Source organism: Nocardia sp. NPDC003726, assembly GCF_053586955.1.
Genome location: NZ_JBSFNF010000001.1, coordinates 475348 through 491554, shown reverse-complemented (window position 1 = coordinate 491554; position 16207 = coordinate 475348). Strand labels below are relative to the sequence as shown.

The 16207-nt window shown below is 66.4% G+C and carries 11 protein-coding genes; 5 read left to right on the top strand and 6 right to left on the bottom strand.

Annotated elements, in window-relative coordinates; translation table 11 throughout:
* Positions 1 to 11 precede the first annotated feature (11 nt).
* The 3 genes from ACWDMM_RS02220 to ACWDMM_RS02210 all read right to left on the bottom strand — a co-directional run bounded on the left by ACWDMM_RS02220 (position 12) and on the right by ACWDMM_RS02210 (position 3288).
* On the bottom strand, positions 12 to 1259 hold the full coding sequence (locus ACWDMM_RS02220; RefSeq protein WP_449935572.1) for an esterase/lipase family protein: 1248 nt from the start codon (positions 1257 to 1259) through the stop codon (positions 12 to 14).
* 36 nt (positions 1260 to 1295) lie between these two features.
* Positions 1296 to 2294, bottom strand: a complete 999-nt coding sequence (locus tag ACWDMM_RS02215) for an SMP-30/gluconolactonase/LRE family protein (RefSeq protein ID WP_449935570.1) — start codon at positions 2292 to 2294, stop codon at positions 1296 to 1298.
* 274 nt (positions 2295 to 2568) lie between these two features.
* Positions 2569 to 3288, bottom strand: a complete 720-nt coding sequence (locus ACWDMM_RS02210; RefSeq protein WP_357207964.1) for a metal-dependent hydrolase — start codon at positions 3286 to 3288, stop codon at positions 2569 to 2571.
* A gap of 790 nt (positions 3289 to 4078) precedes the next feature.
* Here ACWDMM_RS02210 and ACWDMM_RS02205 point away from each other — a divergent pair.
* Entirely contained in the window at positions 4079 to 5119 is a 1041-nt protein-coding gene (locus ACWDMM_RS02205) for a hypothetical protein (RefSeq protein WP_449935568.1), read from the top strand.
* Positions 5120 to 5647: 528 nt separating this feature from the next.
* On the opposite strand, the gene ACWDMM_RS02200 is transcribed toward ACWDMM_RS02205, so the two are convergent.
* Together ACWDMM_RS02200 and ACWDMM_RS02195 are read right to left on the bottom strand one after the other, a co-directional pair.
* Positions 5648 to 9943: an nSTAND1 domain-containing NTPase gene (locus ACWDMM_RS02200; RefSeq protein ID WP_357107435.1), complete on the bottom strand. Its 4296-nt coding sequence runs from the start codon at positions 9941 to 9943 to the stop codon at positions 5648 to 5650.
* A gap of 100 nt (positions 9944 to 10043) precedes the next feature.
* Positions 10044 to 11009 carry a DUF4231 domain-containing protein gene (locus tag ACWDMM_RS02195; protein WP_449935565.1) on the bottom strand — a complete coding sequence of 322 codons (966 nt, stop codon included), beginning with the start codon at positions 11007 to 11009 and terminating at the stop codon, positions 10044 to 10046.
* Positions 11010 to 11410: 401 nt separating this feature from the next.
* Here ACWDMM_RS02195 and yczE point away from each other — a divergent pair, with 401 nt between their 5' ends.
* The 4 genes from yczE (at position 11411) to ACWDMM_RS02175 (ending at position 15427) form a co-directional block, all read left to right on the top strand.
* Positions 11411 to 11998, top strand: a complete 588-nt coding sequence (gene yczE / locus ACWDMM_RS02190; RefSeq protein ID WP_449935619.1) for a membrane protein YczE — start codon at positions 11411 to 11413, stop codon at positions 11996 to 11998.
* Between the two features lie 94 nt (positions 11999 to 12092).
* Positions 12093 to 12236: a hypothetical protein gene (locus ACWDMM_RS02185; RefSeq protein WP_449935564.1), complete on the top strand. Its 144-nt coding sequence runs from the start codon at positions 12093 to 12095 to the stop codon at positions 12234 to 12236.
* A gap of 161 nt (positions 12237 to 12397) precedes the next feature.
* On the top strand, positions 12398 to 13147 hold the full coding sequence (locus ACWDMM_RS02180) for a GNAT family N-acetyltransferase (RefSeq protein WP_449935561.1): 750 nt from the start codon (positions 12398 to 12400) through the stop codon (positions 13145 to 13147).
* Positions 13148 to 13213: 66 nt separating this feature from the next.
* Complete coding sequence (locus ACWDMM_RS02175; protein WP_357107423.1) at positions 13214 to 15427, top strand: molybdopterin oxidoreductase family protein; 2214 nt, start codon at positions 13214 to 13216, stop codon at positions 15425 to 15427.
* Positions 15428 to 15589: 162 nt separating this feature from the next.
* On the opposite strand, the gene ACWDMM_RS02170 is transcribed toward ACWDMM_RS02175, so the two are convergent.
* Positions 15590 to 16201, bottom strand: a complete 612-nt coding sequence (locus ACWDMM_RS02170; RefSeq protein WP_323124554.1) for a TetR/AcrR family transcriptional regulator — start codon at positions 16199 to 16201, stop codon at positions 15590 to 15592.
* Positions 16202 to 16207: the final 6 nt, after the last annotated feature.

Genomic DNA, 16207 nt, shown 5'->3' with positions numbered 1-16207 from the left:
CCGCAGGGAATTCACGGCGAAACTCCGCCCGACACCACCGCTTCCGAGGCCAACCAGGCACGCAGCGCGCGATAGACCGCCGCATGATTGAGCAGCGTGAAGTGATGCGCCGACGCCAGATGCATCCCCTTGTCGACATCGAACCCGATGCGCCGGGCCCGCGCACGACCCGAACCGCTCGGCGTCAGCACCAACCCGTCACCGATCACACGCCCCAGCGGATGCCGTGCACTGCGCGTCACGGTCGCGGTGACGAAATAGTGGTCCACATCCCGCAACAACGGAACCTCGCGGACCACCCGGCGACGCAGTGCGTCGGCGTCCAGATCACGCCAATCCTCATCCACCAGCGAGCCGTCCCGAAGATCCCGGATACCCCCGCTACGGCGCCGCAACAGCCGCCCGAACGGACGAGTCTCCGGCAACCGCACCAGCGCCGCCGACGCGTAATGCACCACCTGCTCCAGCGGCGCGCCCAGATGCGGCGAACCCAGGCACACCACCTGACGCACCCGCCGCACCCACGGCAACCCGGCTTCACTCGCCACGAAACACGCGCCACGGGCGACCAACCCGCCCATCGAATGCCCCACCAGCGACACCCGCTCGATCGGCACCGGCCACCCGTCGATCAGTCCCTGCATCAATTCGCTGAACTGCGCCGCGTTCTCCGAAATGTGCAGCCCCGAGTTGTACCGAACCTGCAGCGACGTGCATCCCAGATCGGCCTCCAGCCGCTCGCCATAGGTCGGCCCGCCGCCCCAACGCCACGCGTGCTCGGTTTCCACCAAGCCGTGCAGGAACACCACGACATGCCCACCGGGCCGCCGCACTCGCGCACCCACCAGCTCTGCGGGCACGGGAGCGCCGTCGATGCGAAACGTCATCGGACCGGCCAGAATCGGCCGCGTCCGCTCGAGATCGTCACCGATCAAACCCTGCAACGCGGCCAGCAACCCCGAGCCGTACACCGTGCGCGACGGCGCGACACCGGGCAGATCCGCCGCCCGTTCCGCGACCATACCCACCGCCACCGCGGAACCGCTGACCACGCGGTAGACGCTCTCGGCGATCGCGTCGTGCATCAGCTGCACCGGAGCCGCCGCGGGCCCCACGCCCCACCGCACCGCACCGAACACACGGCGGGCGATCGCCCGGTGCACGGCCGCGATCCCATCGACCGCGCCGCCGAGCTCGTCACCGGCCAGCCGAGCCAGCGCCCTGACCTCCGCTTGCCGCTGGGGCACACCATTCGTCACCATTCGAGTGTACAAGTGTGCACTGAAAAGTGAACCCTACGGCACCCTCGACACAGCCACGGCCCGCTCGGTGAGACTGCCCAGATACAACACGCCGTCCTGCTCCACCACGCCGGTCACCATCGAATAGTCGGTGCCTTCGACCTGAAGGTCGTGCACGACATTGCCGTCGAAATCGACCGCCAATACCCACACCGTCCGCGCCGGCTTCGGCTGCACCCATGTCGGCAGTGTCCACACGATCCGCCGCAGCACGCCCGGCAGGGGAAGCAGCCGGTCCAGCAACGGATTGCGCGGGGAAGGAAGCGTGATCCAGATCAGGCCGTCACTGCCGAGACCGAGGTTGTCCGGGAATCCAGGGAGGTTCTCGATCAACCGCTCCTGCGTGCCGGCCTTCGGGCCGGTCAGCCAATAACGCGTGAGGCGGTAACCGCCGGTTTCCGCGACGACCACACCGGAGCGATCCGGCGCCAGGACGACGCCGTTGGCGAATTGCAGATCATCGATCAGCGTCTCGACCTCGCCTGCGGGGTCCCGGCGGAACAGGCGACCGGTGCCGGAATGCTCCAGGATGTCACCCATGTACTCATCCAGCGAGTATCGGCGCGACGAGGCGGAGAAGTAGATCGTGCCGTCGGTATCGCGCACCACGTTGCTGGCGAACCGGAGTCGCTCCCCATCGATCTCGTCCACCAGAACGGTCAACGCGCCCTCGGTATCGAGCTCCAGCAAGCCGCGCTCGAAATCGCAGATCAACACGCGCCCGTCGGCGTCGGCGTGCAGGCCGAGCGGACGGCCCCCGGTGTTCGCGAGTTCGCGGACCTCGCCGGTCGCCGGATCGATGCTGAGAACGGCGCCACCCTCGACGCCCGCGATGATCCTGCCGTCGGGGGAGAGGACGACATCCTCCGGGCCCGCGCCGGGCAGCTCGATACGCCGCACCGCGGGAAGAGGCGGGGTACTGCGGGTTTGCCGTGCTCGGGCTGGGGAGGGCGGCGGAGTCCAGCGCTGCGGCTTCATGGCGGAGGCGAGCATCGCATCAGGGTAGCCCGGGAAGTGCGGAGCTCCTGGAAAACGGTGCCGGGTTGGCAGCCTGCAAAACAAGATGTCGATACTTAGATATGCGCATTAAACGATGTATCTCCCTCTGGTTCCACCTACCTCACACAAAAACGAACAAACCAAAGAAAGCGCAGAGGACAAGAAGGCAGCGTTTATGCGAAATCAGTGGTCGCCTGCCGCTGCCCAGGCCTCCGATCAGGGCGCCATCTCGCCGGGTGTCGGAAGCCAGGGGAGCGGAGCGGTGACGTCAGGGCTGGTGCGTGATGGTGTACCAGAGGATGGCCAGCGTACCGACCGTGAACAGTGGTGCCACGAGAAAGGTTTCGACCTTGTTGCCGGTGCGCTCGATGACGGGAAAACTGACTCGAACATCGAAAGGCCAGAACAAGCGGCAGCCGCGCTCGGTGAGGCAATCGCCGATCAGATGGGCCAGCGCGCCGAGCCCGACCGCGAACGGCAGCCAGACCGGCTTGTCGGCGATCCAATGTTCCATCGCGAAGGTGCCCGCGGAGGCGAGTACGACGATCGGTCCCCACGCCTTGAAGTTGTTGCCGGACGGGCACAGATGCAGAGCGCGCACGGCCAGGGCCAGCAGGAAGAAGACCAGCCCGAGGGTGAACCAGCGGCCGAGCCAGTGCTCGCCGGCCCACGTGCCGTAGGCCACGGCCGCGACGAACGCCAAAGAGTGGGTGGCGCCGCGGTGACCTCCGGAAACCCACGAGATGAGCTTGCATGCGGTGTGCGTGATCGGGCCCAAGGCATGCGAGATGGTTCCGTCGGGATGGTCCGCATCGGGCAGCAGTGCGGCGCCGGCGGTGAGGAAGACCCCCAGCAGCAGATCGACGGTACCGAGATGTCCCGTCGCGTCCTGCAGAGCCGGAAACGTCAAGATCGTGACCGGCAGCGTCGCCGCTGCCGCCGACCAGGCCAGCGCGCCACTGGTCGCATGTGAATGTCCAAGCACCATTCGAACGTTAGTTCAGCTTCGTATCGGATCGCGAATGCCGCTGCGCGAGCGGGAGCAAGGGAGGAGTACGTCTCGTCGACCGGTTTTGCGAGATGGGGTAGGGGAGTGCTGACGGAAGTCGGGACGGGCCGGAAGACGTTGCGCAGAACAGTGATTGTCCGATTCGGCGTCGAACACGTGCGCGTTGCCTTGCCCAGAGCTCTGGCGTCGGCAGCTGGTCCGGCGGCGTAACTGTGTGACAACTCGATTAAAAATTGCGATACGTTCCTGTGCGTATATATGCATAGATCGCAACCCAAACAGAATCACGCACCAACCAAACCGAAACACACAACAGCACAGACACCGCGGGGGCCTCTCCGTCAAAACGCAGGTGTTGCCAGAAGGCGAGGGCGTCGCCGACAGCAACCATCGCCACGGCCGCACCGTGGTAGGTCTGATCGGTCGATCGGATCGGTGGTGTCGACGGTGAATGACCGGAGGGGGAGAGTGCGGTTCGGTCAGACCGCCATGGGCGAGGTGCGTGTTGTCCTGGTACAGGCGGCGCGAGCGTTCACCCGGCATGCGCCAACCGCACCGATCTTCGGCGGACCGGCAAGGCCGCCGGTTGAGGCGGTCCGCTGGTGAACCGATCGCTGACAGTTTCCCAGGGGTGGTGAACTTAGTTCGCCACCTGTGCCTACGCTGCACCGCATAGCGTGAACTGATCGATTGCTTTCTGTCACGTCGGACTTCTGTCTGGATGTGCGGCAAATATCTGGCAGCGGTGGGCGGCCTGAAGGAGGTTGCGGTGGGTGAATGGCGTGGGGTCCATCTGTGCGGCAGTGTTCCGTTGGCGGATGCGCGGACGGTCTTCTCCGAGGCGTCGCGGCGGATCGGGAAGCACTTGAAGCGCATACCGGACGGAGAGACGGGTGAGCGGGACAACTGGGTGGTGTGGCAGCTGCCGAAGATGCAGGCACATCCGGACCTGGAAACTGTTCCGCCGCCCAGTCCGGAATACGGGCCGAGCGAACGGGTGCAGCCCAAACCCGGCGTGGCGGCGGCGTCGATCGACTTCGGCGCTCTGGGTTACGCGGAGGCGGCTCTGGAATCCTGGCAGGTCTTCCGGCAGTTGCGCGAAGGCGGCACCATACCCGCGGGTACCCGGTTCCAGGTGAGCTTGCCGACGCCCATCGCGGTGATCGGAGCATTCGTCGCGGGCCCGCAGGGGGAGTTGGAACGCAGGTACGAGGCGCGGCTGCTGGACGAACTCGCCGTCATCCTCGCCGGGATACCGGCCGAAGACCTTGCGGTGCAATGGGATGCCGCTGTCGAGTTCGCCATTTTCGAGGGCATCTTCCCGTCCTGGTTCGGTGCCGACTATCCGGCGCAGCTGGAAGGTGTGGGGGAACGACTGATTCGGCTGGGTGCCGCGGTGCCCGAAACGGTGGAGCTCGGCTATCACCTTTGTTACGGGGATTTCGGACATCGCCACTTCGCGGAGCCCGTCGATACCAGTAAGCTGGCGGCGGTCGCGGGCCGCATCCTGGCCGGTCTGGGCCGGCCGGTCGACTGGATTCATCTGCCGGTGCCGCGTTCTCGCGCGGACGCCGACTATTTCAAGCCCCTCGCCGATCTCGCTCTGCCGCCGGAGACGGACCTGTACCTCGGTTTGGTGCACGCCACCGACGGCCGCGCCGGCGCGATCGAACGCATCGAGGCTGCCCGCACGGCGGTCGCCGAATTCGGCATCGCCACCGAGTGCGGGATGGGCCGGCGCCCGTCGGACCAGATTCCCGCACTGTTCGACCTGCACGCGGAACTGGCGGACATGCTGGCTCGGCTGTGAAGCCTCGGCGCCGGGTCATTTGGGGTCGGGTCCGGTATCAAGCGAGTGGCTCAGGGCGTTGCCGCACGATTCTCAGCGCGACTGACACGTCTCACAGCTGTGGAGGGCTGACGCCGAGCTGCTTGCTGTCGAGGGGATGACGGCGCCCGACTCGAGGGGAGTCGGGCGCAACCTCTAGTTGACATAATGTCGATTATCGGCAAAGTTTCGGGCTGGTCGGTGGGGGTGGTTGAGTACGTGTGGCGTGCTGTTCGATCTGGCGTGCGGACAGGTTCATCCGGTGAGGCTCAAGAGCTGCCGGGCTCGTGCCGGGCTTCGGTTATGGCTGTTCCGTGTAGTCGAATGACGCGCCAACGCATGCATATTTATGCATGCGTTGCCTGGCCGCTGTGACGTCTGACTGCCACGTCCTTCCGCCTCTCATCCCCGCTCCGCATGGTTTCGTCACAGTGACGTAGCGCAGCTCGAGTTGGCGCTTATCTGACGGCACTGCCGGACCGCGGCGACCAGCTGATGAGCACGGTGGCATCAAGGACTGGGCTTGCCGGGGCAAAGCTCTCGATAAGGCACGTCGGGCGAGATCCAGTCTTTCCACTGCTCATGGCTCGGATTCGTGGCCAGCTTGTCGCAGAGCGCCTCTACCCATGCGGTGGGCGCCGGCAGTTGCCAGATACCGCCGCCGACGAATGGCGGTTTGCCGTCGAGGGAGATTTGCGCGGCGCTGATGAAGATGCGGCGGCCGTCGTGGCTGAATTTGACGTAGTCGGCTTTGCCGACCGCCGTCGTGTCGACGGCCTCGCCGACCTGCCTTCCTGTGGTGGTATCCCAGAATCGCAGTGTGCTGTCCGCGCAGATCGAGACCAGGTGGCGGCCATCGGGACTGTAGGCGATGTCGTATACCTGCCGGTCGGAGGCTTTCATCGGCGGACCGACCGCCTCGCCGCTCTCGGCGTCCCATTGCTGGATTGTCTCCCCGCTTGCCCCGGCGATGCGCCGACCGTCGGGGCTGACCGTCATATCGGCGAAACCCAAAGCGCTGGGGCTGGCGATCGGCTGGCCGATCGCTCGTCCGCTCGCGGTGTCCCAGAGCCGAATCGAATCCTTGCTGCGGGAATACAGGCGGTGGCCGTCGTCGCTGAAGGCGACATATCGGACGGCATATTCGTGTCCGGTCATAGGCTTGCCGATCTGTCGGCCGTTTCGCCAGTCCCAGAGTCGGACTGTTTTGTCGTCACTTGCGGTGGCGATTGTCTGCCCGCTGGGGTCGAAGTCCACATGGTTCACGTAGTCGTCGTGTCCTCTGATGGGCTCGCCGTGTGGCTGTCCGTTGGAGGTGTCCACGATATGGACTTCTTTTCCGGTTGCGACTGCGAGCCAGCGGTGGTCCCGGCTGAGGTCGAACGTTCGAGTTCCGCGAAGGGCCTCCGTGACAATGGTGGGACCGACCGGTTCGCCGGTATCGGCGTCGAAGCTTCGGAAGGTGTCGTCGTGGAAGTTGTGGATGCGCGGGCGATCGGCTGTACTGTCCAGCCCGTAGCCTCCCTCGGCCTCCATGGCCGCAATGCTGCCACCCATTTTCGTGGTGAGTGTCGTGTCGGTATCGGCGTTCGACACCTGAACGGTGTCGCTGGATACCGAAACTATCCGATTTCCTTGCCGGGTGAAGGCGACATCCGTCACCGACGCCTGGAACTCGAGCGGATCGCCGATCGGCTGACCGGTGCGTGCGTCCCACAGTCGTACGGTCTTGTCGGTGCTTCCGGTGGCGATCCGGCCGCTGTCCGGGCTGAATGCCACAGACTGAATTGCTCCGTAATTTCCGGAGACCGATGCGCCGATTGCCTCGCCGGTATCGGCGTTCCACAACCGTAGAGGCGAACCGGCGCTGAGCAATGTTCCGACGCCCACGGTGTAGCCGCCTGCGGCCAGGGCATGCCCGTCCGGGCTGAATGCCAAGCTCAAGGTCGCGTCGTTGTCGTCCATGTAAGGGTCGCTGCCGCCACGCAACGGGTCACCAAGGGCCGACCCGTTATTTGCGTCCCATAGGCGAACGGTATTGTCCCAGCCGGCTGAAGCCAGGTGCCGACCGTCTGGGCTGAACGCCAGAGCGGAGATTCGGCCGACGTGTCCTGTCAGCGGACCCCCGAGTTGCTGCCCGGTCTCCGAGTCCCACAACCGCAAAGTGTCCGCGGTGCCGGCACTGACGAGGTCTACTGCGGCGACTCGGTGCCCGTCGGGACTGACCGCTACGAAACCGGCGTTGTTCACAGTGCCGGTCATCGGCTGACCGATGGGCTGTGGGACGGCTGAGTCCCATACCCGGATCCTTTTGTCCTTGCTGTATATCGCGACGAATCTGCCGTCGGAACTCGGCTTTATGATGCTGGTGGTCTTGGAGTCTGCGAACGGCTTTCCAATCGGCTGCCCGGTCTCGGTGTCGAACAGTCGAATTCCTGAGGGGGTGTACGCTGCGATCCGCTGACCGTCAGCGCTGAGCGCGGGAGTCCCGGGACCGCCACCGGAGGGGTCGACGATCTTCTGCAGTTCGGGCTTTTTGCTCAACGCGGTGACCAGTGCACCGATGTTCGGGTTCGCGGAGATACGCTGCGCGGCCAGCAATTTTGTTATTGCCTGTAGTTCGCTGCCGGGTTGGCCTCCTGCGAGCATCGCCTGTGCTTGCGAGGTCAGTCGTTCGGCGAGTGCCTCACGGCTGCGGTCGTCGGCTTCCCGGCGTTTCGTGTTGGCGTCGTTGCGGGCGGCGACTGCCAGTACGAAGCCGGTCACCGCGATCAGGGCCACCGCCAGTGTCAGGGCGAGCACCGCACGCAGGACCTTCGTGCGTTTGTGCAGCACGGCCGCGTGCGCTTGAGCCTCGTCTCGGCGTTGTTGCGCGTTGCGCAATTCTGTTTCTCGGCGTTGCCGCTCGGCCTCAGCCTCGGCATCTTCGCGTTTCTTGGAAGCTTCGAGGAACTCGGCCGCGTGCCGAACCCGGTCGGTGAACATCGGGGAGTTCGCCAACTGCATCGCCGTGGCGAGTCGTGCGCCTTCGATCAGCCACTCCGGGCTGCGTGCGTTGCGGTTCCAGTCCGCAGCCGCGCGATCGAGGTTGTCAGCCTCCTTGAGGTCCTTGGCCTGCTCCTGGAGCCACCGGGTCAGTGGGCGCCATTGCCGGAGGAGGCTTTCCAGCGCGACCTCGATGACTGTCTCGCCGCCGCGCTCGTTCTTGACGAGCAGTCGCCGGGCGACCATGGCATTGATCAGGTCGTGGCTGGCCGGCGGCAGCTCGCTCCAGCGCGCGACTCGGCGTGAGGGCTGGTCGGTATTCGGATCGATGGTGGCCAGCCACGGAATGAACGCCGCGTGCAGCACGTCGAGTTGCTGTGACCGGAGGTCGGGATCGGTGGCGAGCAGCGTATCGATTTCGGCGTGGACGATATGTTGCATGCCGCCCATCGATTGATAGTTGGCGAGGGTTAGTTCGCCGGTGCTGCCGTAATCGAGGTAGAGGCGTGAGAGCGTCAGCGCGAGCAGCGGCAGGCTGTCCGCGCCGCCGGTGGCGTCGGTGACCAGCTGGGCGACGAGCGCGGGGGCGAGGCTCAGGCGCAGGCCCGCGGTGGTGGCGCGAGCGGCCGGTCCGGTGATCACTTCTTTGAATTCGCTCACCGGCATCGGTTTCAAGTCGCTGAATTCCCTGGTGTGCACGCCGAGTAGTTCCGGCGCTGTCTGTAGGGCCTCATATCGGTCGGCTCGAATGGTGACGACGGCGATCATGGGCAGTTCGGCGATCGCGTCGGAGTGCAGCAGCTTGCCGAGCAACCCGAGGCATGTGGCTGCCTCCGGCCCGGCCTCGGTGGTGAACAATTCCTCGGCTTGATCGATCGGCAGGATCAGCGTCGGCGCCGCGCTCGGGTCGAGCGGATCACGCCGTGCCTCGCGTAGCCAGTTCGTCAGCTGGCCGGTGTCGCCTGCCAGGCAGGCGGCTTTGATGTCGCCGAGCGCCGGACGGGTCAGGCCGGCGCGGGATCTGAGTTGCAGGATGGCGTTCGCGAGGCCTTGATCGCCGGTTACCGCGGCGCGTTCGGGGCGGACGATGTCGCAGAGCAGGAAGTTGTCGCGGTCGCGGCGCAGCCTGGGAAGAAGTCCGGCGCGCAGGAATGACGACTTCCCGACGCCGGACGGGCCGAGTACGACGAACAGGCCCTCGACAGCCGTGGAGCGCATGCCGCGAAGGACGTCGAGGCCGCGCAGGATTTGTGGGTCACGGCCGAAGAAGATGGCCGCGTCGACGTCCTCCATCGATTGCCAGCCACGGTAGGGGGCACGCTTGCAGTCGCCCGGTGGTGGCCACGGAAAGTGTTCGGCGCCGATTCCGGCTTCGCGTAGACCGCGGAGCATCCTGTGGAGGCCGTCGCTGGCGAGAACGGTCGGGGCGCCGCCGTCTTCCGATGTGATGGTGGTGACCGGGCTGTGCCCGTCGGGGAAGAGGTCACAGAATTGCCACTCGCGGGTTTTCTGTCCGCGAGCCGCGGGGTCGATGCGAGCGCAGAAGATTCGTTTGTTGAGAGATTCCGCGTGACGGAATTCGGCTAGGCACTCGGCTGAACGTTCCCAATCGGAGGAAATCAAGCAGATGACCGCTTCGCAGCGGTCGACTGCCCGGACGAGTTCGGACTTCCAGCGGGTTCCTGGTGCGATGCCGGTTCGGGGGTCGACATCGAGGAAGATTTCCCCGCTCAGGCTCGGTTCGTTCTCGGTCAGCCATCGGGTGACGGCTACCGCGGCCGTTTTGTCGCGGCTGGAATGGCTCACGAATACCCGATACATAAGGGAAATGCTGTCGCGGTTTGCGACAGGTGGCGCGAGTAGTGGACTACTCGTTCTGCGGTGTCGAAGATGGCCTGCCGCTGTGCACGGGACCGGCGCTTCATCTGTGGTCAGGTGGTTCTTCGGCCCATTTCGCGACCCACGTCTGGTTCTCGGCGGCGATTATGTTCTCGCAGTTGTCGACGAAGGCTGTCCACCGCTGGTCGTCGGTGGGTGATCCCTGTGCCCTCCACTCCTGGAGGAGTTGTTGCAGGCGACGTGCCGTCGCGGAATATGTCATCACCAAGAACTCGTATCGGCGGCCGGTCAGATGACCGGCGACTCCCGCGCTGAGCGTGGTGAGCGCCGCTACCCATGGCGTCAGTGCGGAGGCCGGGGAGGTGGGGGTCGAGACGGTCGCGGTGCCGGCCAGGACCGCGGCGACGGAGGCGAGGACGGTGGCGGCCAGGCCGAGCATGAGGGTCCACCTCCGCAGGCGCCGTGCTCGTCGGGCGTAATTTTGCGCCCTGTGCTGGTAGTAGTGCGTGATCTGGTGCTGCACTCGGAGGTGCACGTAGTCTTCGGGGGTCAGCGGAGGGGGTGCCGGGGTATCCGGGCGTTGGGTGTCGCCTCTGGATGTGGAGTCGGGAGCGTTTTCGGTCATGTAGGGCAGGAGGTCCTCGGCTTTCTCCTCGATCTCGGCGATTGCCCGGTACAGGTTGGGCAAGGCGCTGTCCCCGAGGAAGGGGTGCGCTCGTGCGCGGAACCGGTAGATCACTTGCTTGATGCTCTCTGCCACCGCGCGGGCGCGAGACCAGCGGCGGAACTCGGCGGGTGTGAGGAAGTGAGCTGTGAGGAAGGTCGCCACGGCAAGGCAGATGGCGCCGATGGTGGTGACCACGAGTTGTGGCAGGCCGGAGGTCCGCAAGATGGTCGCGGTCATCGCTGCGGCGATGGCCCCGGCGCCGCCGAGATTCAGTACGGCGGTGCGAGCGCGGTCCGCGCGCCGTTTCCCGGCATCGGCGGCGCGGGCCCAGCGAGCCCTCCTCGCCCACAGTGACGCGACCGCATCGTCTTCGTAGGTCACCAGGTTTCTCCTCGGCTCGGTATCCACGCATTGTCACCTCCTCGGACGGCGTCTCCAGGGAACGGCGCGGCTGAGACGGAAGCCGCCGCGGTCCGTGTGCCCGTCCTTCGTCATCGCCTCGCAACCGAGCGCCTGGCGCGTACTCGGCTGGCGGGGATTCGGTAAGTCTTGGATTTTTTCTAGATCGCACTCCCCTGGCCTAGCGGCCCATCCTGTTGCGTCGTCTGGATGAGGGACTACGGTGCGACGTCCTCACGCTGCCGCGTTTCGTGGCTTTCGTTGTACGGTCCAGTGATCGGTGATTGGCTCTGGTTGTGGTGTCCAGTTGCGGGCACGCTGGGGTGGTGCTGGTTCGTCGGTTGGTCGCGTTGTATGTCGGATTGTGGTTGTACGGGTTCTCGATGGCGGTGATGGTGCGGGCCGGGCTCGGGTTGGATCCGTGGGATGTGTTTCATCAGGGTGTGGCGCGGCATGTGCCGATCAGTTTCGGTGCCGTCACGGCGCTCACCGGTGTTGCCGTGTTGTTGGTCTGGATTCCGCTGCGGCAGTTTCCCGGGCTGGGCACGGTGAGCAATGTCGTGGTGATCGCGGTGTCGGTCGACGCCGGGTTGGCGTGGTTGCCGTCGTGGGATGCGCTCGGCGTGCGGGTGGGCGCCATGGCGGCCGCGGTTGTGCTGAACGCTGTGGCCAGTGTGCTGTATATCGGGGCGGGCATGGGTCCGGGTCCGCGGGATGGACTGATGACTGGGCTGGTTCGTCGGACCGGTCGCTCGGTGTGGGTGGTGCGCACGGCGATCGAGTTGACGGTGTTGACGACGGGGTTCGTCCTCGGTGGCAGTGTCGGCGTCGGAACGCTGGTGTACGCCTTCGGGATCGGCCCGCTGATCCATCTGATGATCCCCGCGGTGAACCGGTTCCTGCCGGGGTTCTCGGCGCCGAAGCCGGTGGCTGCCGTCGGCGGTGCGGCGGTGGGAGTCCCGGCCGCGTAGGGCTCTTCTGGCGGCGGGACTGAGCACCGATGTCATCGGCCGGTTGCTGCCGTGCACCCGCGATGGTCTCCCGGGGCTGGAACCGTGTGCCGAGGTGGTGGCGATCCTGAAGTCGGAGATCGACCGGATGGACGCGCTCGCCTCGGATCCGGCCCGCTCCCGTCGGCTGCTGGTGTCGATTCTGGTCGACTCCGGTGTGCCGGTGCCGAGCGCCCGCGTCGAACCGAGCACGGTGTAGCTGCCGCACGGTCTGAGACGGTTGACAGCACGTCCGTCTCGTTGGTGGCGTGGGGTGCCCTGTGGCCACGGCCGGACAGGGGTGTTCGGTAAGCCGGTCCCCCGTCGGCGGCCGCGCGTGTGGGAATGGGCGGCTGTTCGGCGAGGTGATTCGGCACCGAGATGTTCGCGGCCTATTCGCGGTATGCGCAGCGCGAGGTCCTCGAACCGCGCCCGATGGCGTCTCCGCGCTCACCGCCGGCGGTGCGGGTTGCGTGCGAAACCGCTTGCGGCGAGGCGTCATCGGGCACTTCGACGACGAATTCCGTGGCGGCGGGTGGTGGGTCGGGTGACAATCCGGGTGTGTCCGCTCTGATGCCCGATGTGGTCGCCGCCGAAGTGTTCGCCGCCGAATCCCAGCCGAGCCTGCGGGGTGAGGGTGTGTTGTTGCGGCCGTGGACGAATGACGATGCGGCGGTGATCCGGGCCGTCTATCAGGATCCGGATATTCAACGCTGGCATGTTCGTGATGTTGTTTCCGAGGCCGAGGCGCGGGAGTTGATCGCGCGCTGGCGGGCGGGTTGGCGTGGTGGTGACGGCCCGCAGTGGGCGGTCGTGGTCGGCGATGTGGTGGCGGCACGGGTCGGGTTGCGGCATATGGCGCCGGCGGACGGGGTGGCGGGGATCGCGTACTGGACGGCTCCGGGGTGGCGGGGTCGCGGGGTGACGCCCGCCGCGGTGGAGACGGTGACCGGGTGGGCGTTCGGGGTGGGTTTTCATCGGCTGGAGGTGTCGCATTCGGTGCGTAATCTGCCGTCGTGCCGGGCGGCGGTGAAGGCGGGGTTCGCGCCGGAAGGCGTGAAGCGCAGCGCGGGGTTGCACGCGGATGGCTGGCACGACATGCACGTGCATGTCCGCATCGGTCCGACATAGAGAGCTGTACGGAACGAGCTGTCCCAGATAGCCTGTGGGAAGCGATCCGGCAGAAGGTGAAATTTCATGAGTGCTACCACCATTGCCCGCCAGTGCACGTTGTGTGAGGCGCACTGCGGGATTCTCGTCACGGTCGAGGGTGATCAGGTGACGCGGATCGAGGGCAATCCGCAGGACGTGTTGTCGAAGGGCTACATCTGCCCGAAGGCGACGGCGATGGGCGGGTTGCATCACGACCCGGACCGGTTGCGGACGCCGGTGCGGCGGGTGGGTTCGTCGTTCGAGCCGATCGGCTGGGACGAGGCGTTCGCCGAGATCGGGCGGCGGCTGCGGAAGGTGCGTCGCGAGCACGGGAACAGTGCTGTGGGCATGTATCTGGGGAATCCGGCCGCGCACAGTTCGTCGGTGCTGTACGCGGTGTTGCTGCGGTCGGTGTTGTTGACGCGGAATTTCTTCTCGGCGTCGTCGATCGATCAGTTCCCGCAGGAATTCGTGGCGTGGCGGATGTTCGGCTCGAATGTGCTGATGCCGGTGACCGATATCGATCGGACCGATCGCCTGGTGATCCTGGGGGCGAATCCGGCGGTGTCGAACGGGTCGGTGACGACCATGCCGAATGCGAAGCAGCGGATCCGGGACGTGCGGCGGCGCGGGGGGAAGGTCGTGGTGATCGACCCGCGGCGGACGGAGACGGCGCGGCTGGCCGATCAGCATGTGGCGGTGGCTCCGGGCGGGGATGTGTATCTGCTGCTGGCGATGCTGCACGTGCTGGTGGCCGAGGATTTGTGTGACGAGAAGGCGATTCGGGCGTCCAGCACGGGCTGGGAGCTGTTGCGGTCGCTGGTGGCCGAGGCGTCTCCGGAGGCGATGGCGCAGTACGCGGGTGTGGACGCGGAGACGATTCGCGGGCTGGCTCGCGAGCACGCGGCGGCGTCCTCTGCGGTGCTGTACGCGCGGATCGGGGTGTGTCAGCAGGTGACGGGCACGTTGACGCATTGGCTGGTGAACACGATCAACGCGGTGACCGGCAATGTGGATCGGGCGGGCGGTCAGATGTTCGCGACGCCGCCGATCGATGCGGTGCGGTACGGGAAGTATCTGCCGGTGGGGTACGGGGCGTGGACCGACAGCTCCGGGACCTACAAGTCGTTCCGTTCGGAGTTGCCGGTGGCGGCGCTGGCGGAGGAGATGCTGACCGAGGGGCCGGGCCGGATTCGCGCGATGATCACGTATGCGGGCAATCCGGTGTTGTCGACGCCGCAGCGGGGCCGGTTGGGGGCGGCGCTGGATTCGCTGGATTTCTATGTGGCGGTGGACATGTACGTCACGGAGACCACGCGGCATGCCGACATCATCTTGCCGCCGATTTCGCCGTTGGAGCGGGAGGATGTCAACATCCTGTTCCCGGTGTTCAGTGTGCGCAACAATCTGCGTTTCGACGCGCGGGTGTTCGAGCCGCCCGCCGATGGGTTGGAGGATTGGCAGATCATGGCGCGGTTGGTGACCGAGGTGCTGCCGTTGCCCGCGCGCCGGTTCACCGCGCGGGCGTTGAACGCGTTGTTCGATCGGGTGAGCCCGCTGCGGATCGCGTCGCTGGGTGTGGCGGCTGGTCCGTACGGGGTGTTGCGGCGTGGCCGTAAGGGTTTGACGGTGGGTAAGGTGCGTGCGGCTGCGGGTGGTGTCGATCTGGGGCCGTTGCGGCCGCGGTTGCGGTCGTTGCTGGGGACGAAGGATCGGAAGGTGCATTTGGCGCCGGAGGATTTCGTGGCGGCTGCGCGGCAGGTGCTGGCGGACGCGCGAGCGGGTAGGGCGGTGACCGCGCCGTCGGACGGCTACGACTTGAAGTTGATCGGTCGTCGTCATCTGCGCAGCAACAACTCGTGGTTGCACAATGTGCCGTCGATGGTGAAGGGGCGGGATCGTTGCACCGCGTTGATGCATCCGGAGGATGCGGCCGCGCGGGGGTTGTGTGACGGTGAGCCGGTGACGGTGCGTTCGCGGGTCGGGTCGATCGTGGTGCCGTTGGAGGTGAGCGATGACATCCGGGCCGGGACGGTGGCGATTCCGCACGGGTGGGGGCATCAGGAGCCGGGTGTGGGGTGGACGGTGGCGGCGTCGCTGCCGGGCGCGAACGTGAATCTGCTGCACGATCCGGCGTTGACGGACACGTTCTCGGGGACGGCGGCGGTGAACAACACCTGGGTGACGGTGACGCGGGCGTCGGTCGAGGCCGGGGAACGTGCCGGTGCCGGCGAGCGTGAGCCCGCGCCGACGGCTTGACGAGGGCGAACAGTCCTGTCGCGAGGCGAAGGCGGTCCGGGTGCCGCAGTGTTGCCGAGTGACCGCACGGGCGCTGAGGTAGTGCGCGTCGGTGCGGATGTCATCGGGCTGCGGGGCCGGATCGTGTCGACCGGGCCGCGGGCGGCCGGTGTCGGTGGTGCGTCAGCTCGGGATGCGGGCTTCGATGCCGTCGAGGAGGAACTCGAGGCCGGTGTGGAAGGTTTGGTCGGCGTCGAGGTGGGCGGCGTCGCGGATGACCGTGGCCAAGGCGGGGTATCGGCCGGTGGCGAAGGCGCGCTGCAGATAGGGTCCGTAGGCGGCTTGCCACTGCTTTTCGTCCATTCCGGTGGCCCGCTCGGCGCGTCGTTCGGCGATCTCGCGGCGCACCGCGCCGATGACGTAGGCGTCCACCGCGGTGACCACCGGCATGACGAGGTCCACGTCGACGCCGTCGAGTGCGGCGATGACCGCTTCTCCCCTGGCGAGCGCGTGCGGTCCTAGCTGGGGCCGTCCACCGAGCAGGTCGGCGAGCCATTCGTGCTGGTGGACGGCGTGCCGGGTGGTTTCGGCGACGGAGCGCAGCACCTCGCGGCGACTGTTTCCGGTGGGGCGGATCTCGGCGTAGACGGCGTCGACCATCAGGTCGAGCAGCTCGTCTTTGGTGGCGATGTAGCCGTAGAGGCGCATCGGCCCGACATCCAGGGCGGCGGCGACCTTGCGCAGCGACACTGCTTCCAGGCCGTCGGCGTCGGCCAGCCGGATCGCCGCTCGCACGATCCG